This window comes from Actinoallomurus iriomotensis (assembly GCF_030269445.1).
Lineage (GTDB): Bacteria > Actinomycetota > Actinomycetes > Streptosporangiales > Streptosporangiaceae > Actinoallomurus > Actinoallomurus iriomotensis.
Genome location: NZ_BSTJ01000006.1, coordinates 47955 through 70291, shown reverse-complemented (window position 1 = coordinate 70291; position 22337 = coordinate 47955). Strand labels below are relative to the sequence as shown.

The following is a 22337-nucleotide window of genomic DNA, read 5'->3' as shown; positions in this document are numbered from 1 at the left end:
ATCATTCTTTGCACCGGGCGTTGTCGTTCACGATCTGCGGCGTGTTGACAGAGACCTTTCCGGGCAGCCCGATCTGGGCGTCCAGACTGCAGAGGTAGAAGTTGAAGAAGGATCCGTAGGACGCCACCCGGTCGAGCAGCGTGAAGTTGGTCGGCAGCGACGCGAACGCCTTGTCCAGGTCGTTGCCGTTGGCCGCGAGGACCTTCGACAGCTTCCCGAGCTGGGTGATGTCGTCCTTGAGCGGAGGCCGTGCCTGGCTGAGCAGGCCGTTGGTCGTGCCGATGAGCTGGTTGACGCTGACGAGCGAGTCGCCGATCGCCTTGCGGTCGCCGGACAGGCCGGAGACGAGGCTCCTCAGATTGGTGATCAGCGAGGAGACCTCCTCGTCGCGCGAGTCGATCGTGCTGATCACGCGGTCGAGGTTGTCGATGACCCGGCCGATGACCTGGTCGCGGTCGCCCAGGGTCTGGGTCAGCGACGCGACGTGCGCGAGCAGGCCGTTGACCGTTCCGCCCTCGCCCTGGAGCACCTGGATGATCTCGTACGAGAGCTGGTTGACGTCCTGCGGCCGGATCGCGCGCAGCAACGGGCGGAAGCCGTTGAACAGCGCGGTCAGGTCGAGCGCCGGCTGGGTCTGCTCCTTGGGGATGACGCCGTTCGGCGGCAGTGCGCCGCCCTGGCCAGAGCCCTGGGTCAGGGAGACGTAGCGCTGGCCCATCAGGTTGCGGTAGCGCAGCTGGGCCTCGGTGCTGCGCGGCAGCGGCTCGGATTTGAGCACCGAGACCGTCACCTGCGCGAGCGTGCCGCGGTAGAGCTTGATCGAGTCGACCTGCCCGACGCGTACGCCGGCGATGCGGACCTCGTCGCCCGGCAGCACCCCGGCCGCGTCGGTGAAGATCAGCCGGTACTTCGTCGTGTCGACGAACTGGGTGTTGGAGATCGTGACGGCGAGGATGCCGGTGAACAGCGTCGCGATCACCGCGAAGATGAGCAGCTTGACGGCCGCCGACGTCGTCTTCACTTCACCGTCACCACCATTCCGCTGGCGGCCGGAGCGTACAACAGCGAGGCCAGGTCGGAGACCTGGTTCGCGGAGGTGCCCATCGCCGGGGCCATGAGGCTCTTCAGCATGGTGTCGTCATCGGCGGCGCCCGGCTTGATCAGGACGCTGGACAGCGAACGGCCGGCCGGGCCCTTCCACCACGTGTCGTCCTCGGTGCCGTCGAGGGTCTGGTACTGCGGGAACGGCACCTTGGGGTTCGGGATGCCGTAGCAGCGGGCGTTGCGCTGGTCCTTGTTCTCCGGCGTGTCCAGGATCGGCTTGTACGCGGGGCGCGGCTTGCTCAGCTCCAGCGTGACGTGCACGCCGGGCTGGCCGCCGCCCATCGCCTCGACCAGACGGGGCTGGATCTTGGCCATGCCCCTGAAGACGCACGGGATGCTCGGGGACTCCTTGGCGATGAGGGCGAGCGCCTGCCGGTTCGCCAGCTGCGCGCCCACCAGGCGCGGCTCGTTGTCCTCCAGGAACGGGGTGACCTTGCCGGTCAGGCCGATGCCCTTGTCCAGCAGGGAGACCAGCTGGGGCTCCTTGTCGACGATCGTCTTGTTGGTGACCTGGAGGTTCTGCATGATCGTCAGCAGGTCGGGCGCGGCGCCGTTCAGGTTGTCGCTGACGGTGGCCAGCGCGCGCAGGTCGTGCACGATCGTCGGCAGGTGGGGGTTGAGCTTCGTGAGGTAGCCGTCGGCCAGGTCGATCGTCTGCCCGATCTCCTCGCCGCGGCCCTGCAGCGCGGTGGCCAGGGCGTTGAGCGTCGCGTTGAGCTTCTCGGGCTTGACCGCGGTCAGCAGCGGCATGATGTCGTCGAGGAGCTGGTTCACCTCGACGGCGGTGGTCGACTTGTCCTGGCCGATGCGGTCGCCGTCCTTCAGGTGCGGGCCCGGGTCGGTGGTGGGCGGCACCAGGTCGACGTACTTCTCGCCGAACACGGTCTTGGGCAGCATGCGTGCCGAGGAGTTGTCCGGGATCAGCGCCGCCTTGCCCGGGTCGAGCGCGAGGTCGATCGCGGCGCCGCTGTCGGTGGAGTGGATGCTGCGGACCTCGCCGACGATCAGGCCGCGCACCTTGACGTCGGAGTGCGGGACGAGCTGCAGGCCGGCCCGGTCGCTGTTGACGGTGACGTGGTAGACCGACTTGAAGGCCTGGTTGTACTGGGCGAGCATCAGCAGCACGAGCACCACGACAACGATCATGAACGCCAGGCCGTACAGGCGATAGCGCAGGCGTTCGGACCACGAACCGGCGGTCATGTCCCCTCACCCGTCATCATCGCGGTTGTCACCTTCTCGTCCTCTAACCGGCTATCCGGACCGTCGTCGTGGTGCCCCAGATCGCCATCCCCATGAGCAGGTCCACGACGTTCACGACGACGAGGCTCGTACGCACCGCGCGCCCGACCGCCAGGCCGACGCCGGCCGGGCCGCCGCTGGCGTTGTAGCCGTAGTAGCAGTGGATGAGCATCACGAGCATCGCGAAGACGAGGACCTTGCCGAACGACCACAACACGTCGTGCGGCGGCAGGAACAGATAGAAGTAGTGGTCGTACGTGCCGCTGGACTGCCCGAACGACACCGTCACGATGATCCGCGTGGCGAAGAACGAGGCCAGCAGGCCGATGACGTACAGCGGGATGACCGCCAGCATGCCGGCCACCATGCGGGTGGTCACCAGGAACGGCAGCGACGGCACGCCCATGACCTCCAGGGCGTCGATCTCGTCGCTGATCCGCATGGCGCCGAGCTGGGCGGTGAAGCCGCAGCCGACCGTGGCCGACAGCGCGAGCGCCGACACCGTCGGCGCGAGCTCCCGGGTGTTGAAGTACGCGGAGACGAAGCCGCTGAAGGCGGCGCTGCCGATCTGGTTGAGGGCGTTGTAGCCCTGCAGGCCGACCTCGGTGCCCGTGAAGAACGTCATGAACGCGACGATCGCCACGCTGCCGCCCATGACGGCCAGGCCGCCGGTGCCCAGGCTGACCTCGGCCAGCAGCCGGACGACCTCCTTCTTGTAGCGGATGAGCACCCGCCAGACCCAGGCGAACACGCGCACGTAGAAGGCCATCTGGCGGCCGAAGTCCTCGAGGCGCTCCAGCGGCGCGTCGACGACACGCTTGGCCGCACGGAAGCCGCCGCCGCGCGTACTCGCGACCATCACATTCCCTTCTGCGGCACGAGCTGGAAGTACAGCGCGCTGAGCACGAAGTTCTCCACGAACAGTGCCATGGCCGCGATGACGACGGTCTGGTTCACGGCGTCACCGACGCCCTTGGGGCCGCCGGAGGCGGTCAGACCCTTGTACGAGGCGACCAGCGCGGCGGTGACACCGAATACCAGCGCCTTGACCTCGGCCTGGTAGAGGTCGGGCAGCTGCGCGAGGCCGCTGAAGGAGGACATGTACGCACCGGGCGTGCCGCCCTGGAGCATGACGTTGAAGATGTAGCCGCCGGCGATGCCGACGACCGACACGATGCCGTTGAGGAACAACCCGACGAAGGCGCAGGCGAGCACCCGCGGCACCACGAGCCGGTGCAGCGGGTTGATGCCGAGCACCTCCATGGCGTCGATCTCTTCGCGGATCTTGCGGGCGCCGAGGTCGGCGCAGATCGCCGAGCCGGCCGCGGCGGCGATCAGCAGCGCGGTCACGATCGGGCTGGCCTCGCGGACGATCGCGAGCACCGCGGTCGAACCGGTCTGCGACTGCGCTCCGAGCTGGCGGATGAGGTTGCCGACCTGGAGCGACAGGATCGCGCCGAACGGGATGGCGACCATGATCGTCGGCGCCACGGTGACGCTGACGATGAACCAGGCCTGCTGGAGGAACTCCTGCCACTGGAACGGCCACTTGAACGCCGCCCGCGCGGTGTCGAGCGACATCGCGAAGAAGCGGCCGGGCTCGCGGAAGATGACGTTGACCGCACCGTCGGCGACGGGCGCGAGACGGCTGGGCTTGGTCTCAGACTCTCGTTCCGGCGCCTGCGTCATGGGCGACCACCTCCGGCGCCGCCCGCCACGGGGGTGCGTTCGGCGACGTACCGTGGCCACTCCTCCAGCCAGTCGCGGCCCTGTTCGTCGACGAACGAACCGGCCGGCGGGGTGACGCCGTGGGCGCGCAGCCACTCGCCGGGGGCGCGCTGGGCCGCGCGCAGGCGGCCGTCGGCGGGCATGAGCTGCGGCGGGATGGGCGGCAGGACGCCGGGGTCGTGCCCCATGCGGGCCTCGGCCTCCAGCTCGGAGACGTCCTTCTCCTCGGACATGCCGATGGGGCCGACCTTGCGGGCGTTGAGGAACTGCCGGACGACCGGCTCCTCACTCGACAGCAGCATCTCGCGCGGGCCGAACATCACCAGCTCGCGCCGGAACAGCAGGCCGATGTTGTCGGGAACGGTCCGAGCGGTGTTGATGTCGTGGGTGACGATGAGGAACGTCGCGTTGGTCTCGGCGTTGAGGTCGACGATGAGCTGGTTGAGGTACGCCGTGCGGACCGGGTCCAGACCGGAGTCGGGCTCGTCGCAGAGGATGATCTCGGGTTCGAGCACGAGGGCGCGGGCCAGCCCGGCGCGCTTGCGCATACCACCGGAGATCTCGCCGGGGAGCTTGCGTTCGGCCCCGACCAGGCCGACCATCTCCATCTTCTCCATGACGATCTTCTTGACCGCCGACTCGCTCTTGTTGGTGTGCTCGCGCAGGGGGAAGGCGATGTTGTCGAAGAGGTTCATCGAACCGAACAGCGCGCCGTCCTGGAACAGGACACCGAACAGCTTGCGCGTCTCGTACAGGTCGTGCTCGCGCAGGTGCGGCATGTCGCGGTCGCCGATCCAGCAGTGACCGCGGTCGGGCTTGAGCAGCCCGACGAGCGTCTTGAGGAAGACCGACTTACCCGTACCGGAGGGCCCGAGCATCACCGAGATCTCTCCGGCGGGCAGGGTGAGGGTCACGTCCTCCCAGATAACCTGACGTCCGAAGGACTTGGTCAGACCATCGACTCTGATTTCGACGCCCACTCGTCACCTTTCGTCCGGCCGGGGGGTATCCGGTCCAACGAGCGAGTTACCGCTGAGTCACGGTGCCGTATGGCGTGGCGCCACCGCAAGATGGCGGACGGTTCCGTGTATAGCGTGCAACTACCGTAGTCGTCCCTTTCACCATTGGAAGGGGGCATGGCCGATACCGGTGTCACGGCGAGGGCCTCGTAAGCAGATCGTTACTGGATCCTTATGAGACTAGCGGTCCAACAAGGCCCTTGTGAAGAGCGTGTTAACGCGGAACCGCCGGCGTACGCCACCGGGTGGCCGGGGCAAGAGAAAGGGCGGCCACCCGTTTCCGGGTGGCCGCCCCAACAGAGCGGTGAAGCAGATGACTACTTGACCGTCACGGTGGCGCCGGCCTTCTCCAGGGCCTCCTTGGCCTTGTCGGCGGCCTCCTTGTTGACCTTCTCCAGCAGCGGCTTCGGCGCGCCGTCGACGAGGTCCTTGGCCTCCTTCAGGCCCAGGCTCGTGAGGGCGCGGACCTCCTTGATGACCTGGATCTTCTTGTCGCCGGCGGCCTCGAGGATGACGTCGAACTCGTCCTTCTCGGGCTCGGCCTCGGCGGCGGCACCCGGGGCGGCGGCGCCGGGGGCGGCGACCGCGACGGGGGCCGCGGCCTTGACGTCGAAGGTGTCCTCGAACTGCTTCACGAAGTCCGAGAGCTCGAGGAGCGTCATCTCCTTGAACGCGTCGAGCAGCTCGTCGGTGCTGAGCTTCGCCATGATCTCTCCTGTCCTGTCGGCCCGGGTCACTGACCGGGACGACGTCTTTCCAAAAGGTCTGTTACGACCGCGGGATCAACCCTCGTCGGACGCTTCGGCGGGCGCCTCGGCCGGCGCCTCGCCCTCGCTCTCACGCTTGACCCGCAGGGCGTCGGCCAGCTGGGCGGCCTTGACCGGCAGGGCGTTGAAGACGGCGGCGGCATTGCCCATCGACGCCTTCATCGCGCCCGCGAGCTTCGCGAGGAGGACCTCGCGCGACTCGAGGGAGGCGAGTTTGGTGATCTCGTCGGGCGTCATCGGCTTGCCGTCGACGACACCACCCTTGATCACCAGGTCCGGGTTGGCCTTGGAGAAGTCACGCAGGCCCTTGGCGGCCTCGACCACGTCGCCGCGGACGAACGCGATCGCCGACGGGCCCTGGAGCAGCTGCCCCAGCTCCTCGGCGACCCCGGCCTCCCGCGCCGCGATCTTGGTCAGCGTGTTCTTCACCACGGCGAACCGTGCGTTGTCTCCGAGGGACCGGCGCAGCTCGCTGAGCTGCGCCACGGTGAGCCCGCGGTACTCGGTCAGCACGGCGCCACTCGAGCTCTCGAATGCAGATCGGAGCTCGGCGACGGCTGCCGTCTTGTCCGCTCTCGCCATGGCCCTCCTTCCAGATGTACGCCGGTGAGGAAGGCCCAGGAACAGGAAAAGCCCCGGCGCAGGCGCACGGGGCCGAGCACGACGGACGTCGCGATCGAAGGCTCTCGTCATCACCTGCGCTGGCCACCCGCTGTGCGGGACCTTCGGTCACCCATGCGGGTGACGACCGGCGGTCTTCGGCAGACAAAAGAGTACGCGCCCGGAACCAGGACTCCAAATCGGCGTCCGGACGCGTCGTGGATCGCGGGTCAGCCGGGGGCGTCGTTCCCGGCGCCGAAGAGGGCCGGGTCCTCCTCCACCTGACTCTTCGGCGGAGCCGTCACCCGGACCGGCATGTTGAAGGCCGTGTAGTTCGTCGTCAACGTCATGCGCGGTTCGGAGCCGGGCGGCGTCGCCCAGACGACCTTGCGCGGCAGCCGCCGTCCATCGACCCACACGTCGAAGACCAGGGTGTCGGTGCCGACCTGCGCGAGGGCCTTCCGCTCCTCGGCGCGCTGCTCGCCGCCGAGCTTCGCCACACCCGCCGCAGGCCCGAACGTCCCCCGGTAGTGGGTGGTCCGCACGCCGCCGACGGTCTCCCGGCCGACCTGGCGAACGTCCGTGGAGGCGGTGAACATCCGCACGTCGTGCGCCGGATCGCCCTGCGACAGCGCCAGCACGCCCGGGCCGGTGGACCTGCTGACTTCGCTGAGCCTGACACTCGCCCACGGCTTGTCCGTCTCCGCCGCGGAATCCGGCATGTACATGTAGAGCCGGCCGCCCACGACGATCTCGGTGAAGCCTCCGGTGTTCCGGCCGCCGATCCGGGCGGCCGGAACGTAGAACCTCATCGCCGCCGTCGGCTTGAGCCGGTAGACGAACGAGCCCCTGGTCTCGTTCTGCTCACCCGGCGCACCAGACGTCGTGGACATCGCCCCCCGGACCGACGTCACCCGGCTCGCCCGGTCCGCCATTTCGGCCAGGACCTTCTGGGCGGCCGACGCGCGGACGCCGTCCGAGGGCGCCGGAGCGACGGCCTCCGCCGTGTCCCGGCCCGCGTCCTTACAGCCGGTCAGTGACAGGGCGATCGCGGCTCCGGCCACGTATCGAGCGGCCTTCGGCCTCATGGGAAGGATTTCCTCTCGATGAACGGCACGTCTCCCGTGCGCGTGGTCGATGATCAGACGCCGTGCACCGGGAAGAGGTTGACGTGTTCGCCGAGAGCCCGGCAAAGACACGCGGCCGCCCAGAGGTGATCCGGGCGGCCGCGTGGCTCTCGACGGCGGGCGTCAGCCGGGGGTGTTCGAGCCGGCGCCCTTGAGCTTCATGCCGTCCGCGACCTGGCTCTTGGCCGGAGCCTTGATCGAAACGGGCTTGTTGAAGTCGAGGTAGTTCATGGCCGTGTCGAGCTTCAGCTTCGCGCCGGGCGGCGTGGCCAGCGTGATCTTGCGCGGCAGCTGCTTCCCGTCGATCCACAGGTTGAAGTTCAGCTTGTCGAGGCCGGTCTGGTTGAAGATCTTCTGGGCCTCTTCGCGCTGCTGGGTGCCGAGCTTGGACAGGGCGTCGCTGAGCGCGAACGTGCCCTGATAGTGCGTCGTGGAGACACCTCCGACCGTCTCCGTACCGACCTTGTGCACGTCCTTGGACGCGGTGAGCATCTTGGCGTTCAGCGCCGGGTCGGCCTGACGTCCCTGGCTCTCCAGGCCCTTGACGTCGACTCCGGTCGCCTTGCTCAGCTCGGCGGTCGTGAAGCTCACCCACGGCTTGCCGGCCTGCTTGGCCAGCGCGGGGACCTTGAGGTAGACCGTGTCGTCGGTGAAGACCTCGTGGAAGCCTTCCGTGGTCTTGCCCGGAGTCTTGATCGCGGGTACGTCGAGCTTCATCGCCGGGTCCGGTTTCAGCCGGAACGCCAGATCGCCCTTGAGGTCGGTCTGCCGCCCGCTCACGACGCTGGAGGTCGACAGGGTCGCGCGGAACGACTTCAGGTCCGCGGTGCTGTCCGAGGCCTTCCCGAGGGCCTCCTGCGCCGCCGTGAGGTGCACGCCCTTCGCGGGCTTGTCGGTGCCCGCCGCGTCGCCCTTGCCCTCATCCGTACGGCAGCCGGTGAGGGACACCGTCAGCGCCAGCCCGGCGGCGGCGCCTGCCACATATCGACTGGCCCTTGCTGTCATCTCGAGTCCTTCCGTCGACGGCCGACCATTTCGGTGGAGGCGGAGCCTTTTTCGCTTTCGGCCCGCCTCGCGGCGTGACGGATCAATACCTGAGCAAGAGCCCTCTAAACGGAGTGTCCCGTGACTTAAGTCACGGGACACTCCGTTTGAACGATGAAACTGCTGGTCAGCACGCTATTAGTGCATCTGGGAGCCCAAAGCGTTCTTGAGCTGGTTTCCGTCGGTCACCTCGCTCGCCGGGGGCGCGCTGACCGAGAACGACTTGTTGTAGTCGCTGAAGATCATGGTCGAGGACGCGGTGCCCTTGTCGGCCGTGACCTTGGTGACGAGCTTGCGCGGCAGGCTGTCCTTGCCCACCCACAGGTCGAACGTCACCTTGTTCGCACCCGACCGCTGGTAGAACTGCTTGAACGCCTGCTGCGCCCGCGGGTCGAGCTGACCGACCTGCTCCGGGGTGACCGTGCCCTCGTAGTGGGTGGTCTTCACGCCGTCGATGCTCTCAGTGCCGACCCGGCGGGCGTCCTTGGACCCGGTGAAGATCTTCGTCTGCTCGGCCGGGTTGGCCCGCTTGATGATGCTGTCGAGGTTGACCCCCGCCTGCTTGCTCGCCTGGGAGACCGAGAACTTCACCCACGGCTTGCCGCCGGCGAACTGCGACAGCTGCTGCGGAACCTTGGCGTAGAAGTCATCCCCGAGGAGGATGGCGCGTTCGCCGCCCGGCAGCGACTGACCCTTCACGGTGGCCGAGTCGAGCGTGCCGGTGGCCTGGAGTTGCGGCTTGAGGCGGATCTGGATGGTGCCGTGCATCTTGGCCGCCGCCTCGCCGCCGGTGCCGGCGGCCGTGACCGCGACCTTGTACGAGTCGACGGTGGACGTCTTCTGCGACGCCAGGGCGATGGCCTGAGCCGCCGGGACCTGGGCGCTCTGCTTGTCGTCGCCGCTTCCCTGGCATGCGGTCAGGGAGACGATGAGCGCGGCTCCCGCCGCCGTCCCCACGGCGTATCGACGAACCATTGGTTCCTCCTGCGTCTCGCGTATGGCTACCGGACGCGGATCTCGGTCCGCGAACCGTTCTGTCTCCGGCCGATTACGAGTCTTGTCCCCAACGCTTCGTCGGACATCCCCCACAGGGACCAAATGGTTTATCCCCGCATGCTCCCCAAGTCGTACGGGCGTCTGCCTCAGGGCCAATTCGAGCTCGCGAACCCGCGACCGGACGCGAAAAGGGGCGCCTCCCCGGTGGGAGACGCCCCTTGACGAGTAGAACGGCGAGGTCAGCTCGCCGCGCCCTCGAGCTCCGCGGTGAGGTTGCGGGTCTGGCTCGGGTCGAGCGGGATGCCCGGGCCCATCGTGGTGCTCAGGGTGCCCTTCTTGATGTAGCGCCCCTTGGCGGCCGACGGCTTGAGCCGCAGGATCTCCTCCAGCGCCGCGGCGTAGTTCTCCACGAGCTGCTTCTCGTCGAAGGAGGCCTTGCCGATGATGAAGTGGAGGTTGCCGTGCCGGTCGACACGGAACTCGATCTTGCCGCCCTTGATCTCGGTGACCGCCTTGGCCACGTCGGTGGTGACGGTGCCGGTCTTGGGGTTCGGCATGAGACCGCGGGGGCCGAGCACGCGGCCCAGCCGGCCGACCTTGCCCATCATGTCCGGGGTCGCGACGACCGCGTCGAAGTCCAGGAAGCCGCCCTGGATCCGCTCGATCATGTCGTCCGTGCCGACGTAGTCGGCGCCGGCCTCACGGGCCTCGTCCGCCTTCGCGCCACCGGCGATGACCAGCACGCGCGCGGTCTTACCGGTGCCGTGCGGCAGGTTGACGGTGCCGCGGACCATCTGGTCGGCCTTACGTGGGTCGACGCCGAGCCGGAGCCCGACCTCGACGGTCGCGTCGAACTTGGTGGCCGCCGTCTGCTTGGCCAGCTTGACGGCGTCGGCCGGGCTGTACAGAGCGGACTTGTCGATCTTGGCGTCGGCCTCGCGGTAGGCCTTGCTGCGCTTCATGTGCGTCTCCTTGCTGGAGTGCGTGGTACGGGCCGCGCGAGCCCTCCCACAGGTTTCGCTGGTCGGGATCAGTCGGCGACGTTGATGCCCATGGAACGGGCGGTGCCGGCGACGATCTTCTCGGCCTGCTCGATCGAGCCGGCGTTCAGGTCGGGCATCTTGGTCTGGGCGATCTCGCGGAGCTGGTCGCGGGAGATGCTGCCGACCTTGTTCTTGTGCGGCTCGCCGCTGCCCTTGTCGACCCCGGCGGCCTTCTTGATGAGCTGCGCGGCCGGCGGCGTCTTGGTGACGAAGGTGAACGAGCGGTCCTCGTAGATGCTGATCTCTACGGGGATGACGTTGCCGCGCTGGGACTCCGTGGCAGCGTTGTACTGCTTGCAGAAGTCCATGATGTTGACGCCGTGCGGACCGAGGGCGGTACCCACGGGCGGCGCGGGGGTCGCCTGACCGGCCTGCAGCTGGACCTTGACGATCGCGGCGAGTTTCTTCCTGGGAGGCATGCCTCACCCCTAGCGTTCCTGTGTGGCTTGGCCCCGACTCCCGCAGGTACGGGCAACACGGCGACTGGAACGTCGACCGCCGCGTTGGGGCCCTTCACTTCCCCGGCGAACCGGGGGACTCCTCGCTGAGCGAGGAGGGTCAGATCTTGGAGACCTGGTTGAACGACAGCTCGACCGGGGTCTCTCGACCGAAGATCGAGACCAGCACCTTGAGCTTCTGCGCCTCGGCGTTGATCTCGTTCACCGTCGCGGGCAGCGTGGCGAACGGGCCGTCCATGACCGTGACGGACTCGCCGACCTCGAAGTCGACGGTGGCCGTGGTCTTGGCGGTCTCCTTCGCCTTGACCTGCTCCTCCGGCTCGGGCGCCAGCAGGGTGGCGACCTCGCTGAGGTGCAACGGCGACGGCGTGTTGGAAAGTCCTACGAAGCCCGTCACACCGGGCGTGTTGCGTACGGCGGCCCAGGACTCGTCGGTGAGGTCCATGCGAACCAGGATGTAGCCCGGCAGGACCTTCTCGCTGACCTTCTGGCGCTTGCCGCCCTTGACCTCGGTGACCTCGTGCTGCGGCACCTCGACCTGGAAGATGAAGTCCTCCATGTTGAGCGACTGGGTGCGCTGCTCGATGTTGGTCTTGACGCGGTTCTCATACCCCGCGTACGAGTGAACGACGTACCACTCGCCCGGCAGGCGCCGCAGTTGCGTCATGAAGTCGCCGACCGGGTCGGCCGACTCCTCAGGAGACTCGTCCGCGGTCGTCTCGGCGGCGGCGTCCTCGGCCGAGGCGCCCTCCGGCGTCTCGGCGGACTCCGCGGCGACGTCTTCAGCCTCGGTCGTAGCCGCCGTCTCCACGGTCTCGGCCTCCTTGACGGCCTCGTCGTGGAGCTCAGGGGACTCGGACACGATCACTCTTTCTCTCGTTCGTGGTGTCTTGCCGGATGCGATGCGGGATCAGCCGAGTCAGCCGAACGCCTTAATGGTCAACCAGTTGAACAGCTGGTCGAGACCGAACACGATCGCCAGCACAATGATCACAAAGATCAGCGAAACGGTCGTGTACGTGACAAGCTCGTGGCGGGTCGGCCAGATGACCTTGCGAAGCTCGGCGACCACCTGGCGGTAGAACAGCACAGGAGAAGTCCGCTTCCGGCGCGGCTTCTTCTCCTTGTCCTTGGTCGCGGCGTCGCCGCGCGTGTCAGTCGCCATCGCTGTCGACGCATCCCCTCGTCGGTCGTGTCGCAAACTCCGCTGCGGGCGTGCGCATCACTACGTCCGCGTACTACAGGTTAGCCGCGAACCGCAATCCGCAGGGCAGGAGGGACTCGAACCCCCAACCACCGGTTTTGGAGACCGGGACTCTGGCCAATTGAGCTACTGCCCTTCGCAGTAACACCACCTCAGGGCGCGTCAGATCCCTGGGCGACGTCACTAAGTGCTGCAGTCTACGTGTCAAACCACCTCCGCGTCGAACCAAACGCCGTAGCGCGCTCGGCTCGGCTCCGACCTCAGCCTATATCCGGCTGAGATCTCCCCACGCCGTCTGCGACGATGGGGCCTATGAGCGAGCGAGCGAGTGAATCGATGAACACAGCGCCCATGGTCGCTCTCCCGACGAAGGAGGACTCATGAGCACTCGAATCTCCGCCCGGATCGCCGCGATCTCCGAATCGGCGACACTCGCCGTGGACGCCAAGGCGAAGGCGCTGAAGGCCGCGGGCCGCCCGGTCATCGGATTCGGCGCCGGCGAGCCGGACTTCCCGACACCCGACTACATCGTCGAGGCCGCCGTCGAGGCCTGCCGTACGCCGCGTTTCCACAAGTACACGCCCGCGGGCGGGCTGCCCGAGCTCAAGGCCGCGGTCGCGGAGAAGACCAAGCGCGACTCCGGCTACGAGGCGGACGCGTCCCAGGTGCTCATCACCAACGGCGGCAAGCAGGCGGTGTACGAGGCGTTCGCCGCGCTGCTCGACCCGGGCGATGAGGTGCTGGTACCGACCCCGTACTGGACGACGTACCCCGAGTCGATCAAGCTGGCCGGCGGCGTGCCGGTCGACGTGGTCGCCGACGAGACCACCGGCTACCTCGTGACCGTGGAGCAGCTGGAGGCGGCCCGTTCGGACCGTACGAAGGTGCTGCTGTTCGTCTCCCCGTCCAACCCGACCGGCGCGGTCTACAGCCGCGAGCAGGTCGCCGAGATCGGCCGCTGGGCGGCCGAGCACGGCCTGTGGGTGATCACGGACGAGATCTACGAGCACCTCGTGTACGGCGGCGCGGAGTTCTCCTCGATGCCCGTGGTGGTGCCCGAGCTGGCCGACCGTACTCTCATCCTCAACGGCGTGGCCAAGACGTACGCCATGACCGGCTGGCGTGTCGGCTGGATGATCGGCCCCAAGGACGTCGTGAAGGCCGCCACGAACCTCCAGTCGCACGCGACGTCCAACGTCGCGAACGTCTCCCAGGCCGCGGCGCTCGCGGCGGTGAGCGGCGACCTGACGGCCGTCGCGCGGATGCGCGAGGCGTTCGACCGCCGCCGGCAGACCATCGTCCGGATGCTCAACGACATCCCGGGTGTGCTGTGCCCGGAGCCGCAGGGCGCCTTCTACGTCTACCCGTCGGTCAAGCAGCTCCTGGGCAAGGAGATCCGCGGCAAGCGTCCGCAGACGTCCGTGGAGCTGGCGGCGGTGATCCTGGAGGAGGCCGAGGTGGCAGTGGTGCCGGGTGAGGCGTTCGGCACGCCGGGGTACTTCCGCCTGTCCTACGCGCTGGGCGACGAGGACCTCGCCGAGGGCGTGGGCCGGATGGCCAAGCTCCTCGCCGAGGCTCACTGAGGCACACGGCCGGGGGAATCCATGGACGACCTCCGGCCGCCGACACGGCGAAGAGGCCGTCCCGTCGTCCGATGACGGGGCGGCCTCTTCTGTGGGTGCCGGGACGCTCGGGGTGGAGGGCGGCGCGTCCCGGCGCCTCTCAGGTGACGTTCACACCTTCGGCGATACGGGTCATGCTGCCGCCGAGCGACGGGCTCACGCCGACCCAGACCCCCAGGCCCTGCCGTTCGATCCACATGATCTGGTTGGGCAGCGCCGGGCCGTCCGCACGCAGGCCCTGGTGGCCGTGCACACGGAACGCCTTGGCCACCACGGGGGCCAGTTTCAGGTCGGACGGCGACTTGAGCCCCTTGCCGTGGACGAGGCGCACCTCGATCCAGCCGCTGGAACCGCTCCAGCGGCAGGTCTTGGTGTCCTTCGTGCCCGTGTGCTCGGTCGTGCACGGCTTGGCGGTGAGGCCGTGGGGAAGGTAGGTGAGCAGCGCCTTGACCGTGCCCAGGCCAGGGTTTCGGGTGTCGTCGGACTGACGCGTCGGCCTCCCCGCGGGATGTGAACCCTTCGGTCCGGCACCAGGCGAGCTCGAGGGGGCGTCCGTCGAAGGCGTCGGCGACGTGGACAGCGTGCGGGTCGTCTGCTGCCCCTGTTTCCGGCCTTCCGGACCGTCCGCACCGACGGTCTGCGGGTGGATCGTGTTGTACGCCGGGATCATCCCGGCCGCCACGATCACCCCGGCGGCACCGACGGCGAACGCCGCGCGGCGTCGTACCGTCCGGTGATGGCGGCGCTTGGCGCCCGCGGCGAGATCTCCCGGCGCGGACAGCTCCGTGACATGGTCCGCCATGGCCTGCCGCAGCTCATCTTCCAGATCCATGGTTCACCCCCTTGAGGCTGCCGTGTGGGCGGATGAGCCCATCCGCTCACGCAGCCGCGCGAGCCCCCGCGCGGCCTGACTCTTTACCGTGCCGACCGAACATCCGAGCATCTTCGCCGTGTCGGCTTCTGACATGTCCTCCCAGTAACGGAGGACGAGCACCGCTCGCTGGCGCGGACCGAGACGGCGCAACTCGTCGATGAGGACTCCCCGGAGCTCGACCGTGGCCGTCTCCGATGCCGAGGGGACCTCCGGCGGGCTCGGCATGTGCACCTCACGCAGAACCCGCCATCGTCTCGCCCGGCTCACCGTGAGGTTCACGAGGATGCGGCGGACGTACGGCTCCGGATCGGCATCGGTACTGATCTTGTGCCAGTGCCGATAGGCCTTTTCCAGGGCCGTCTGCAGGATGTCCTCCGCGTCCGACCGCGCACCGCACAGCAGACTCGCTGTGCGGAGCAGTGCGGTACCCCGCTCCGTCACGAACTTGACGAATGACTCGTCATCTCGACGCGCCAATGTGCTCCGTCCGGTGAACCCCACATCGAATGCCGACCGGTCGCGGGTGGCCCGCCGCGCCGGGGCCACCCGCGCCGTGCTCACTGCGTGTGCAGCTGGGAGGCGATGCCCGGCAGCAGCGCTGCCGTCGCCGGGTTGGTGCCGGTGAGCCGGACCGCGTAGCCGCTGTCGTCAATCCACAGCATGCCCTCGTGGGTCGGCGTCTGCCACGCGTTTCCGCCACTCACCGACACGAACTGACCGGGCATCTTCAGCTCCTGCGCCAGCTCGGCCAGGGTGACCTGCGGCGGGGTCTTGATGCGGTCGACCGTGATGGTGCCGGGCAGGGAGCCGACGAGCTGCTGGGTCCAGACGCACGCCGCGCGGCTCTGGATGGTGATGCTGTGCGCGTGGACGACGCCGAACTTCGCGCCGTTCGGCAGCGTGAACTGCTTGGCCTTGGCCTGCTCGTTCTTGATCACTGCCGGGACCTTGTCGCAGGAGACGGCGTCCGGCAGGGACGGCGCGGCAGGCACCTTCGGCGGGGTCGCGGTCTTGGCCTTCTGCTCGGTGGAAGCGTGGCAGGTGGGCAGCTTGCTCACCGGCAGCTTCGCGAGCTCCGCGGCGGGGAGCACCTTCGGCGCCTTGCCCGGCAGCGCGGGCAGAGTCAGCGGGGTGTTCGGCGCCTTGGCGGCCAGAGCCTCGATCTCGTTCTTCACCTTCGCCCGCGCGGCGGTGAGGGCCTTGCTGCCCTTCGGCAGGTTCGGCACGCAGGTGGGGACCGAGGGCACGGTCGGGGTGGTGGGCGTCTTCACCTCAGGGGCGTGCTTGGCCACGTCCTTGACGGCCGCGGGGGCGCTCGGGGCGGGGCTGCTGTTTCCGACGGTCGCGTACGTGACACCGCCCGCGGCGACGGCTCCGGCCGCAGTGGTCACCAGCAGAGCTACCTTGAGCGTCTTCATTGAGTCATGCCCTTTCAGCCTGTGTTGGTTCAGCCTGTTCTGCTCTCGCGCCCCTCATATACGCGTGAGTCCCATGGGGGGTTGCACGCCTCTCCAAAACTTTTTTCAGGCGGTCCCGGCATGGCCCGGACGGGCGGTTCTCGGGGGAGGTGGCATGAGCGGGCAGGGGCATACGGTTATATCTCCGCATGGAGGCCCGTCCGATCGCCGCGCTGCCGAAGACCCACCTGCATGTGCACTTCACCGGCTCGATGCGGCACACCACGCTCGTGGAGCTCGCCCGCCGGCACAACGTGCACCTGCCCGACGCCCTGGTGGAGGAGTGGCCTCCCCGCCTGCGCGCCACCGACGAACGCGGCTGGTTCCGGTTCCAGCGGCTCTACGACATCGCCCGTTCGGTGCTCCGCGACGAGGAGGACGTACGCCGGCTGGTGCGCGAGACGGCCGAGGACGAGGCCGCGGAGGGCTCGGGCTGGTTGGAGATCCAGGTGGACCCGAGCGGGTACGCCGCGCGGTTCGACGGGCTGACGGCCTTCACCGAACTGGTCCTGGACGCCGTACGCGCGGCCTCGTCGGCGACCGGCGTGGGCATCGGCGTGATCATCGCGGCGAACCGTACGCGGCATCCCCTCGACGCGCGGACGCTGGCCCGCCTCGCGGTCCAGTACGCCGGGCGCGGCGTCGTCGGGTTCGGCCTGTCCAACGACGAGCGGCGCGGCCGTGCGTACGACTTCGACGCGGCGTTCCGCATCGCCAAGCGGGGCGGGTTGCTGTCGACGCCGCACGGCGGGGAGCTGCTGGGACCGTCGAGCGTACGGGCGTGCCTGGACGCCCTGGACGCCGACCGGGTCGGGCACGGGGTCCGCTCGGCCGACGATCCGTCGCTGCTGGCCACGCTGGCGGCGCGCGGCGTGACGCTGGAGGTGTGCCCGTCGTCCAACGTCGGGCTGGGGGTGTTCGGGACGGCGGCGGAGGTGCCGCTGCGGCAGATCTTCTCGGCGGGAGTCCCGATCGCGTTGGGCGCGGACGATCCGCTGCTGTTCGGATCCCGGCTGACGCGGCAGTACGAGCTGGCACGCGAGGTGCACGGCTTCACGGACGCGGAACTCGCGGAACTGGCCCGCTGCTCGATCCGCGGTTCGGCCGCCCCGGCGGACCTGCAGAAGCGGATGCTGGAAGACGTGGACAGGTGGCTCCGCGAGACCTGAGCCGCGGGAGGCCGTGAAGGCGAATCACGAGTGCGGGCAATGAACGGTGGCTTTCCGAACCCCACGAAAGGCACCAGATGCATGGCCTTGCCGCACACATCGCCACCCGGAGTCGTCCGGGTGCCTGACGAGCCGACCGATGCGGAGCTCATCGAACAGTCCCGCGACGAGCCGGAACGGTTCTCCGTGATCTTTGATCGGTACTACGCGCGGATCCATCGGTACGTGGCCTCCCGGCTCGGTCCGGCCGCCGCCGACGACGTGGCCGCCGACACCTTCCTGGCCGCCTTCGACCAGCGGCGGCGCTACGACCTGGCCAGACCCGAGGCACGTGCCTGGCTCTTCGGGATCGCCACGAACCTGATCGGCCGGCATCGGCGGGCCGAGATACGCGCCTACCGCGCGATGGGCCGGGCGGCCGAACGGGACGACGCCGACTCCCACGCCGACCGGGTCGCCGACCGGGTCAGCGCCGAGCGCATGAACCCCCGGCTCGCCGCCGGGCTCGCGGCCCTGTCCAAGGGGGACCGCGACGTCCTCCTCCTCGTCGCCTGCGGACAGCTCGCCTACGACGAGGTCGGCGTCGCCCTCGGCATCCCCGCCGGAACCGTCGGCTCACGGTTGAACCGGGCCAGAAAGCGACTTCGCGCCACACTCGGCAAGGAGATGTACGTCCATGGATGAGATGCGGATGCTGCGCGACCACCACGACGCCCAGCCGTCGCCCTCCGCGGACAGCGTCGTGGCGGCACGCGCCCGGCTCGCCGCGCACACACGGCCGCGCGGTCTCCGGCTGCCGCGCCTCGGCCGGGTCGCTCTCGGAGCCGGTGCTCTCGGCGCCGCGCTCGCCGTCGGCCTGGTGGTCGTTCAGGTCGTGGACGGTGACCGTGAACCGGGCGTGCTGAAGGCCGAGCCGGCCAGCGCCGCCGAGGTGCTCGACAACGCCGCCACGGCCGCACGGCACCGACACGACCCGGAGCCGCGTCCCACGCAGTTCGTGTACGCCGAGGTGCTGAGGAGCGAGTACGGCTCGGGCGGCGTGCGAGGCGCCGAACGTGGCTGGCAGAACACGCACCTGAGAACCTGGATACCGGCCGACGGAAAGGCGGACGGGCTGCTCCAGGAGAAAAGGACCGGCGGCGGCGCCCCGGCCGGCGAGGCGTGGAGCACGAGTCCGCTCCGGCAGCCGAACGGCGGGCCGCTGGGCGACCCGAACAACTACCTCTCACTCGACCGACTGCCCCGCGACCCGGACAAGCTCCTCGCCGCACTCCACCGGAGGTACCCCGGACGGCACAGCGCCGACCCCATCCGCGACCGGAGCTCCGACGAGGAGGTGTTCGACGGGGTCGAGGGGATGGTCACGCAGAGCTACGTGCCGCCCACACTGCAGACGGCGCTGTTCCAGGCCACCAAGAAGATCCCGGGCATCACTCTCGTCAAGGACGCCGTCGACGCGGCCGGACGGCACGGCGTCGCGGTCGCCCTCACCTTCGAGGACGGAACGAGGGAGGAGATCATCTTCGACCGCGGAAGCTACGTCCCGCTCGGCTCACGCGACGTTCTCGACGATCCCGCCGCCTACAACAGGCGCTTCGCCGACCTGAAGGGCGTCGCGCGGGGCCAGACGCTCTCCGTCACCGCCCTGCTGAGCACCAGGGTCGTCGACCGTCCCGGACGGCTTTCCTGAGGCGGTCAGGCTCGGGCGGCCGGGGGGACGCGGCTCAGAGCGCCCACCCGGTCGCCGCCGTACCGCTCGATCTCGGCCTCCAGGTTCAGCGGCAGGGTTCGCATCTCGGTCTCCTCGCCCAGGAGCTCGTGCGGGACCAGCCAGGAGACCTCGAACTCCAGGCCGTCCGGGTCCTTGGCGTACAGCGCCTTGGTCGAGCCGTGGTCACTCGCTCCGACCAGGGCGCCGGCCTCCGCCAGGCGATCGCGGTGATCGCGCAGGTCGGCGAGGGTGGGGACCTCCCAGGCCAGGTGGTACAGGCCCACCGCCGAGCGGCCCGCAGGGGACGCCGAGGCGGCCTCCCCCACACCGAACAGGCCCAGGTCGTGATCGTTGTCGGACTCCGGTGCCCGCAGGAAGACGGCGTCCGGCAGGCTCACGATCTCCCGGAAGCCCAGTACCTCGCGGTAGAACGCGGCGCTGCGCTGTGCGTCGCGTACGAACAGGACAGCGTGGTTCAAACCTCTGATCGGCATGACCACTGGAACGCGGGGTTCACCGGCGCGATTCCCGTTTCCCGCCAGATACTTGAGAGTTCAACTACAGGCTGACGCCCACGAAGACCGGCTCGTTGACCAGGGTCACGCCGAACGCCGCCCGCACCCCGTCGCGGACCTCGCGGGCCAGGGCCAGCAGGTCGGCGGTACGGGCCCCGTCCGGGTTGGTCAGGGCCAGGGTGTGCTTGGTCGAGATGCGCACCGGGCCGCGGGCGTATCCCTTGCCGAAGCCGGCCTTGTCGATGAGCCAGGCGGCGGAGGTCTTCACGTGCCCGTCGGACTCCGGATAGCGCGGGAACGTCACGTCCGGGCCGAGCCGGTCGGCGACACGCCGCTCCAGCTCGGCCACCTGGCCGGGGTCGAGGATCGGGTTGGTGAAGAACGACCCGGCGCTGCGCGTGTCGGGGTCCGCGACGTCCACCACCATGCCCTTGCCGCGGCGCAGTGCCAGCACGGCCTCGCGCGCGTCCTTGAGCGGTACGCGGTCGCCGACGGGCACGTCCAGGCGGCGGGCCAGTTCGGCGTAGCGGATCGGCGTGGACAGGTCCGCCGGCTCCAGCGCGAACGTCACCTCCAGCACGACGTGACGGCGGGAGCGCTTGAAGGCGCTGGTGCGGTAGCCGAACCCGCAGGCCTCCCGGTCGAGGGTGACGACCTCGCCGCGCTCGCGGTCGTAGGCGCGGACCTCGACGATCGTCTCGCTGACGTCCTGGCCGTACGCCCCGACGTTCTGGATGGGCGTCGCGCCGAGGCGGCCCGGGATGCCCGACAGGCACTCGACCCCGGCGAGTCCCTCTTCCACACAGCGGGCGACGAACGGCTCCCACTCCTCGCCCGCCTGCGCGCGGACCAGCACGCCGCCGCGCGGGGACGGGGTGATCGTCACTCCGCGGGTGGCGACATGGACGACCGTGCCGGGGAAGCCCTCGTCGGCGACGACGAGGTTGCTGCCGCCGCCGAGGACGAGCAGCGCCTCGCCGGACTCGTCGGCATCGTGGACGGCGCCGATCAGCTCATCGTCGGTCATGGCCTCGACGAAGCGTCGCGCCGGACCGCCGAGGCGCAGCGTGGTGTAGCCGGAGAGGTTCACCCGCTCGCAGAGGACGGCCATCAGGCCAGGCGCACCGTTGCTTTGGCGCGGGTGAGGACCTTCTCACCGGCCGCGCGGGCGGTCAGCGCGACCACGACGGTGTTGTCCTCGCGCTTCTCCTCGATCTTGCCGGAGATCACGATCTCGGCGCCCTCGTCGTCGGGGACGACGACCATCGAGGAGAACCGGACGCCGTAGTCGATCACCGCGCCCGGGTCGCCGGCCCAGTCGGTGACGAACCGGCCGCCCTCGGCCATGGTGTACATGCCGTGCGCGATGACGTCGGGCAGGCCGACGGACTTGGCGAAGTTCTCGTTCCAGTGGATGGGGTTGAAGTCGCCGGACGCGCCCGCGTACTTGACCAGATCGAGGCGCTTGACCGGGTAGGTGCGCTCCGGGATCTCCTGGCCGACCTCGACCTCGTCGTACTTCACCGTGGCGGTCATGCGTCAGGCCCCCCGCTCGATCAGGACGTTGTGCGACGTGCAGATGTGCTCGCCCTCGACCGTCGTGACGACGGTCTGGATGTCGAGGCGCTCGTTGCGGCCGATCGAGCGGATGCCGGAGATCGTCGACTCGGTCACCACCACGTCGCCGGCGCGCAGCGGGCGCTGGTACTCGAAGCGCTGCTCACCGTGGACCACCATCGCGAAGTTCAGGCCCAGTTCGGGGTCGAGCAGCGCGTCGCTGCCGAGCGTGATGACGATCGGGAAGGTGGGCGGCGCGATCACATCGGGGTGTCCCGCGGCCTTGGCGGCGTCGCGGTCGCGGTAGACCGGGTTGGGGTCGCCGATCGCCTCGGCGAACTCCCTGATCTTCACGCGGGAGACCTCGTACGGCTCCGACGGCGGGAACGCCCGCCCGATGAAGTCGCGGTTCAGCGCCATGCAGTCCATCCCTTCGAGCCGGGTGCGCACCGCCACCGGTCCCGGCCGGTGCCGATGGGGCGACCGTAACAGAACGTGGTTCAGCCCGCCCCGGCAGATCGCCGGGACGGGCCGGATGAGATTCGGTGACGCCCGAAGGCGGCGCTACTCAGCGAGTCTCGCGGTGCGCCTGGTGCTTGCGGCAGTTCGGGCAGTACTTCTTCAGCTCCATGCGGTCCGGGTCGTTGCGCCGGTTCTTCCGCGTGATGTAGTTGCGGTGCTTGCACTCCTGGCAGGCCAGCGTGATCTTTGGCCGTACGTCGGTGGCAGCCACTAGGGAGTGCCTTCCTTCCGAGGGACAACTGACTGACATCCCTCACCGGATCGCTCACGTGTGCGGGCGATCGGTGAGGTAGTAGCGGAGGCCGGACTTGAACCGGCGACACAGCGATTATGAGCCGCTTGCTCTGCCTGACTGAGCTACTCCGCCACGAACAAATCCGGGAGGACCGGGGCCAGAATACAGGATTCCCCGCCCGCACCCGGAACAGCCGACATCGCACTCTTTGAGTGAATATCGGCTGGTGGAGCCCCCTTACGGAATCGAACCGTAGACCTTCTCCTTACCATGGAGACGCTCTGCCGACTGAGCTAAGGGGGCGTGCGGCCTTCCGCGCTCCGTAACCATACACGGTTCGCGT

26 protein-coding genes and 3 tRNA genes are annotated in these 22337 nt (G+C 68.8%); 4 read left to right on the top strand and 25 right to left on the bottom strand.

The features are described from left to right. Nucleotide 1: 1 nt before the first annotated feature. The 15 genes from QSK37_RS24130 to QSK37_RS24060 all read right to left on the bottom strand — a co-directional run bounded on the left by QSK37_RS24130 (nucleotide 2) and on the right by QSK37_RS24060 (nucleotide 12468). On the bottom strand, nucleotides 2–1021 hold the full coding sequence (locus tag QSK37_RS24130; RefSeq protein ID WP_285582731.1) for an MCE family protein: 1020 nt from the start codon (nucleotides 1019–1021) through the stop codon (nucleotides 2–4). Then, nucleotides 1018–2307, bottom strand: coding sequence for an MCE family protein (locus QSK37_RS24125; protein ID WP_285625139.1), 1290 nt, complete (start codon nucleotides 2305–2307; stop codon nucleotides 1018–1020). The genes QSK37_RS24130 and QSK37_RS24125 overlap by 4 nt, the downstream gene beginning before the upstream one ends. A 43-nt stretch (nucleotides 2308–2350) precedes the next feature. Then, a complete protein-coding gene (locus QSK37_RS24120; protein ID WP_285582735.1) occupies nucleotides 2351–3205 on the bottom strand; it encodes an MlaE family ABC transporter permease in 855 nt (284 codons plus the stop codon). Continuing rightward, a complete protein-coding gene (locus QSK37_RS24115; protein ID WP_285625135.1) occupies nucleotides 3205–4035 on the bottom strand; it encodes an MlaE family ABC transporter permease in 831 nt (276 codons plus the stop codon). The genes QSK37_RS24120 and QSK37_RS24115 overlap by 1 nt, the downstream gene beginning before the upstream one ends. Then, a complete protein-coding gene (locus tag QSK37_RS24110) occupies nucleotides 4032–5054 on the bottom strand; it encodes an ABC transporter ATP-binding protein (RefSeq protein WP_285625133.1) in 1023 nt (340 codons plus the stop codon). Before QSK37_RS24110 ends, QSK37_RS24115 begins: the two co-directional genes overlap by 4 nt. Nucleotides 5055–5410: 356 nt before the next feature. After that, nucleotides 5411–5800 (bottom strand): 50S ribosomal protein L7/L12, encoded by a 390-nt coding sequence (gene rplL / locus QSK37_RS24105; protein WP_285582740.1) that lies wholly within the window; start codon nucleotides 5798–5800, stop codon nucleotides 5411–5413. Between the two features lie 75 nt (nucleotides 5801–5875). After that, nucleotides 5876–6442 (bottom strand): 50S ribosomal protein L10, encoded by a 567-nt coding sequence (gene rplJ / locus QSK37_RS24100; RefSeq protein ID WP_285582741.1) that lies wholly within the window; start codon nucleotides 6440–6442, stop codon nucleotides 5876–5878. Between the two features lie 248 nt (nucleotides 6443–6690). After that, a complete protein-coding gene (locus QSK37_RS24095) occupies nucleotides 6691–7548 on the bottom strand; it encodes an SCO4651 family lipoprotein (RefSeq protein ID WP_285625131.1) in 858 nt (285 codons plus the stop codon). A gap of 162 nt (nucleotides 7549–7710) precedes the next feature. Next, nucleotides 7711–8592: an SCO4651 family lipoprotein gene (locus QSK37_RS24090; protein WP_285625129.1), complete on the bottom strand. Its 882-nt coding sequence runs from the start codon at nucleotides 8590–8592 to the stop codon at nucleotides 7711–7713. Between the two features lie 177 nt (nucleotides 8593–8769). Then, the gene (locus tag QSK37_RS24085) at nucleotides 8770–9606 is read right to left on the bottom strand and encodes an SCO4651 family lipoprotein (protein WP_285625127.1); all 837 of its coding nucleotides are present in this window, start codon (nucleotides 9604–9606) and stop codon (nucleotides 8770–8772) included. A gap of 260 nt (nucleotides 9607–9866) precedes the next feature. Further along, nucleotides 9867–10589, bottom strand: coding sequence for a 50S ribosomal protein L1 (rplA, locus tag QSK37_RS24080; protein ID WP_285582751.1), 723 nt, complete (start codon nucleotides 10587–10589; stop codon nucleotides 9867–9869). Nucleotides 10590–10657: 68 nt separating this feature from the next. Next, nucleotides 10658–11089, bottom strand: coding sequence for a 50S ribosomal protein L11 (rplK, locus tag QSK37_RS24075; RefSeq protein WP_285625125.1), 432 nt, complete (start codon nucleotides 11087–11089; stop codon nucleotides 10658–10660). Nucleotides 11090–11228: 139 nt separating this feature from the next. Beyond that, entirely contained in the window at nucleotides 11229–11990 is a 762-nt protein-coding gene (gene nusG, locus QSK37_RS24070; RefSeq protein WP_285625123.1) for a transcription termination/antitermination protein NusG, read from the bottom strand. Nucleotides 11991–12047: 57 nt separating this feature from the next. Further along, the gene (secE, locus tag QSK37_RS24065; protein ID WP_285625121.1) at nucleotides 12048–12293 is read right to left on the bottom strand and encodes a preprotein translocase subunit SecE; all 246 of its coding nucleotides are present in this window, start codon (nucleotides 12291–12293) and stop codon (nucleotides 12048–12050) included. A gap of 101 nt (nucleotides 12294–12394) precedes the next feature. Then, nucleotides 12395–12468: transfer RNA gene (locus QSK37_RS24060), tRNA-Trp, on the bottom strand. Between the two features lie 244 nt (nucleotides 12469–12712). Here QSK37_RS24060 and QSK37_RS24055 point away from each other — a divergent pair. Continuing rightward, the gene (locus QSK37_RS24055; protein ID WP_285625120.1) at nucleotides 12713–13915 is read left to right on the top strand and encodes a pyridoxal phosphate-dependent aminotransferase; all 1203 of its coding nucleotides are present in this window, start codon (nucleotides 12713–12715) and stop codon (nucleotides 13913–13915) included. A 139-nt stretch (nucleotides 13916–14054) separates the two neighbouring features. Here the strand turns inward: QSK37_RS24055 and QSK37_RS24050 are convergent, their stop codons facing one another. The 3 genes from QSK37_RS24050 to QSK37_RS24040 are packed head-to-tail and all read right to left on the bottom strand — an operon-like array spanning nucleotide 14055 to nucleotide 16246. Then, on the bottom strand, nucleotides 14055–14786 hold the full coding sequence (locus QSK37_RS24050) for a hypothetical protein (protein ID WP_285625118.1): 732 nt from the start codon (nucleotides 14784–14786) through the stop codon (nucleotides 14055–14057). A gap of 3 nt (nucleotides 14787–14789) precedes the next feature. Then, nucleotides 14790–15374 (bottom strand): SigE family RNA polymerase sigma factor, encoded by a 585-nt coding sequence (locus QSK37_RS24045; RefSeq protein ID WP_285625116.1) that lies wholly within the window; start codon nucleotides 15372–15374, stop codon nucleotides 14790–14792. 11 nt (nucleotides 15375–15385) lie between these two features. Continuing rightward, complete coding sequence (locus QSK37_RS24040) at nucleotides 15386–16246, bottom strand: hypothetical protein (protein WP_285625110.1); 861 nt, start codon at nucleotides 16244–16246, stop codon at nucleotides 15386–15388. Nucleotides 16247–16434: 188 nt separating this feature from the next. Between QSK37_RS24040 and QSK37_RS24035 the strand changes: the two genes are divergently transcribed. The 3 genes from QSK37_RS24035 (at nucleotide 16435) to QSK37_RS24025 (ending at nucleotide 19144) form a co-directional block, all read left to right on the top strand. Then, nucleotides 16435–17454 (top strand): adenosine deaminase, encoded by a 1020-nt coding sequence (locus QSK37_RS24035; protein WP_285582759.1) that lies wholly within the window; start codon nucleotides 16435–16437, stop codon nucleotides 17452–17454. A 120-nt stretch (nucleotides 17455–17574) separates the two neighbouring features. Next, complete coding sequence (locus tag QSK37_RS24030) at nucleotides 17575–18138, top strand: RNA polymerase sigma factor (protein ID WP_285625108.1); 564 nt, start codon at nucleotides 17575–17577, stop codon at nucleotides 18136–18138. Next, nucleotides 18131–19144, top strand: coding sequence for a CU044_5270 family protein (locus QSK37_RS24025; RefSeq protein WP_285625105.1), 1014 nt, complete (start codon nucleotides 18131–18133; stop codon nucleotides 19142–19144). Before QSK37_RS24030 ends, QSK37_RS24025 begins: the two co-directional genes overlap by 8 nt. A 5-nt stretch (nucleotides 19145–19149) precedes the next feature. Here the strand turns inward: QSK37_RS24025 and QSK37_RS24020 are convergent, their stop codons facing one another. The 7 genes from QSK37_RS24020 to QSK37_RS23990 form a co-directional block, all read right to left on the bottom strand. Then, on the bottom strand, nucleotides 19150–19644 hold the full coding sequence (locus QSK37_RS24020; protein ID WP_285625102.1) for a VOC family protein: 495 nt from the start codon (nucleotides 19642–19644) through the stop codon (nucleotides 19150–19152). A 79-nt stretch (nucleotides 19645–19723) separates the two neighbouring features. Further along, nucleotides 19724–20794, bottom strand: coding sequence for a UDP-N-acetylmuramate dehydrogenase (locus QSK37_RS24015; RefSeq protein WP_432705600.1), 1071 nt, complete (start codon nucleotides 20792–20794; stop codon nucleotides 19724–19726). Next, entirely contained in the window at nucleotides 20791–21216 is a 426-nt protein-coding gene (locus tag QSK37_RS24010) for a MaoC family dehydratase (RefSeq protein ID WP_285582769.1), read from the bottom strand. The genes QSK37_RS24015 and QSK37_RS24010 overlap by 4 nt, the downstream gene beginning before the upstream one ends. 3 nt (nucleotides 21217–21219) lie before the next feature. After that, nucleotides 21220–21657, bottom strand: a complete 438-nt coding sequence (locus QSK37_RS24005; RefSeq protein ID WP_285625096.1) for a MaoC family dehydratase N-terminal domain-containing protein — start codon at nucleotides 21655–21657, stop codon at nucleotides 21220–21222. A gap of 148 nt (nucleotides 21658–21805) precedes the next feature. Continuing rightward, entirely contained in the window at nucleotides 21806–21970 is a 165-nt protein-coding gene (gene rpmG / locus QSK37_RS24000) for a 50S ribosomal protein L33 (protein ID WP_285582773.1), read from the bottom strand. Between the two features lie 82 nt (nucleotides 21971–22052). Continuing rightward, nucleotides 22053–22126: transfer RNA gene (locus tag QSK37_RS23995), tRNA-Met, on the bottom strand. 95 nt (nucleotides 22127–22221) lie between these two features. Further along, nucleotides 22222–22297 (bottom strand) — tRNA-Thr (locus QSK37_RS23990). Nucleotides 22298–22337 lie beyond the last annotated feature (40 nt).

Bases quoted from the DNA above. Each gene is read 5' to 3' on its own strand.
- rplL (WP_285582740.1), bottom strand. From the start codon at position 5,800: ATGGCGAAGCTCAGCACCGACGAGCTGCTCGACGCGTTCAAGGAGATG.
- QSK37_RS24085 (WP_285625127.1), bottom strand. From the start codon at position 9,606: ATGGTTCGTCGATACGCCGTGGGGACGGCGGCGGGAGCCGCGCTCATC.
- QSK37_RS24050 (WP_285625118.1), bottom strand. From the start codon at position 14,786: ATGGATCTGGAAGATGAGCTGCGGCAGGCCATGGCGGACCATGTCACG.
- QSK37_RS24035 (WP_285582759.1), top strand. From the start codon at position 16,435: ATGGAGGCCCGTCCGATCGCCGCGCTGCCGAAGACCCACCTGCATGTG.
- QSK37_RS24095 (WP_285625131.1), bottom strand. From the start codon at position 7,548: ATGAGGCCGAAGGCCGCTCGATACGTGGCCGGAGCCGCGATCGCCCTG.
- QSK37_RS24010 (WP_285582769.1), bottom strand. From the start codon at position 21,216: ATGACCGCCACGGTGAAGTACGACGAGGTCGAGGTCGGCCAGGAGATC.
- rplK (WP_285625125.1), bottom strand. From the start codon at position 11,089: ATGCCTCCCAGGAAGAAACTCGCCGCGATCGTCAAGGTCCAGCTGCAG.
- secE (WP_285625121.1), bottom strand. From the start codon at position 12,293: ATGGCGACTGACACGCGCGGCGACGCCGCGACCAAGGACAAGGAGAAG.
- QSK37_RS24120 (WP_285582735.1), bottom strand. From the start codon at position 3,205: ATGGTCGCGAGTACGCGCGGCGGCGGCTTCCGTGCGGCCAAGCGTGTC.
- QSK37_RS24125 (WP_285625139.1), bottom strand. From the start codon at position 2,307: ATGACCGCCGGTTCGTGGTCCGAACGCCTGCGCTATCGCCTGTACGGC.
- QSK37_RS24040 (WP_285625110.1), bottom strand. From the start codon at position 16,246: ATGAAGACGCTCAAGGTAGCTCTGCTGGTGACCACTGCGGCCGGAGCC.
- rplA (WP_285582751.1), bottom strand. From the start codon at position 10,589: ATGAAGCGCAGCAAGGCCTACCGCGAGGCCGACGCCAAGATCGACAAG.
- QSK37_RS24090 (WP_285625129.1), bottom strand. From the start codon at position 8,592: ATGACAGCAAGGGCCAGTCGATATGTGGCAGGCGCCGCCGCCGGGCTG.
- rplJ (WP_285582741.1), bottom strand. From the start codon at position 6,442: ATGGCGAGAGCGGACAAGACGGCAGCCGTCGCCGAGCTCCGATCTGCA.
- QSK37_RS24055 (WP_285625120.1), top strand. From the start codon at position 12,713: ATGAGCACTCGAATCTCCGCCCGGATCGCCGCGATCTCCGAATCGGCG.
- QSK37_RS24025 (WP_285625105.1), top strand. From the start codon at position 18,131: ATGGATGAGATGCGGATGCTGCGCGACCACCACGACGCCCAGCCGTCG.
- QSK37_RS24005 (WP_285625096.1), bottom strand. From the start codon at position 21,657: ATGGCGCTGAACCGCGACTTCATCGGGCGGGCGTTCCCGCCGTCGGAG.
- QSK37_RS24115 (WP_285625135.1), bottom strand. From the start codon at position 4,035: ATGACGCAGGCGCCGGAACGAGAGTCTGAGACCAAGCCCAGCCGTCTC.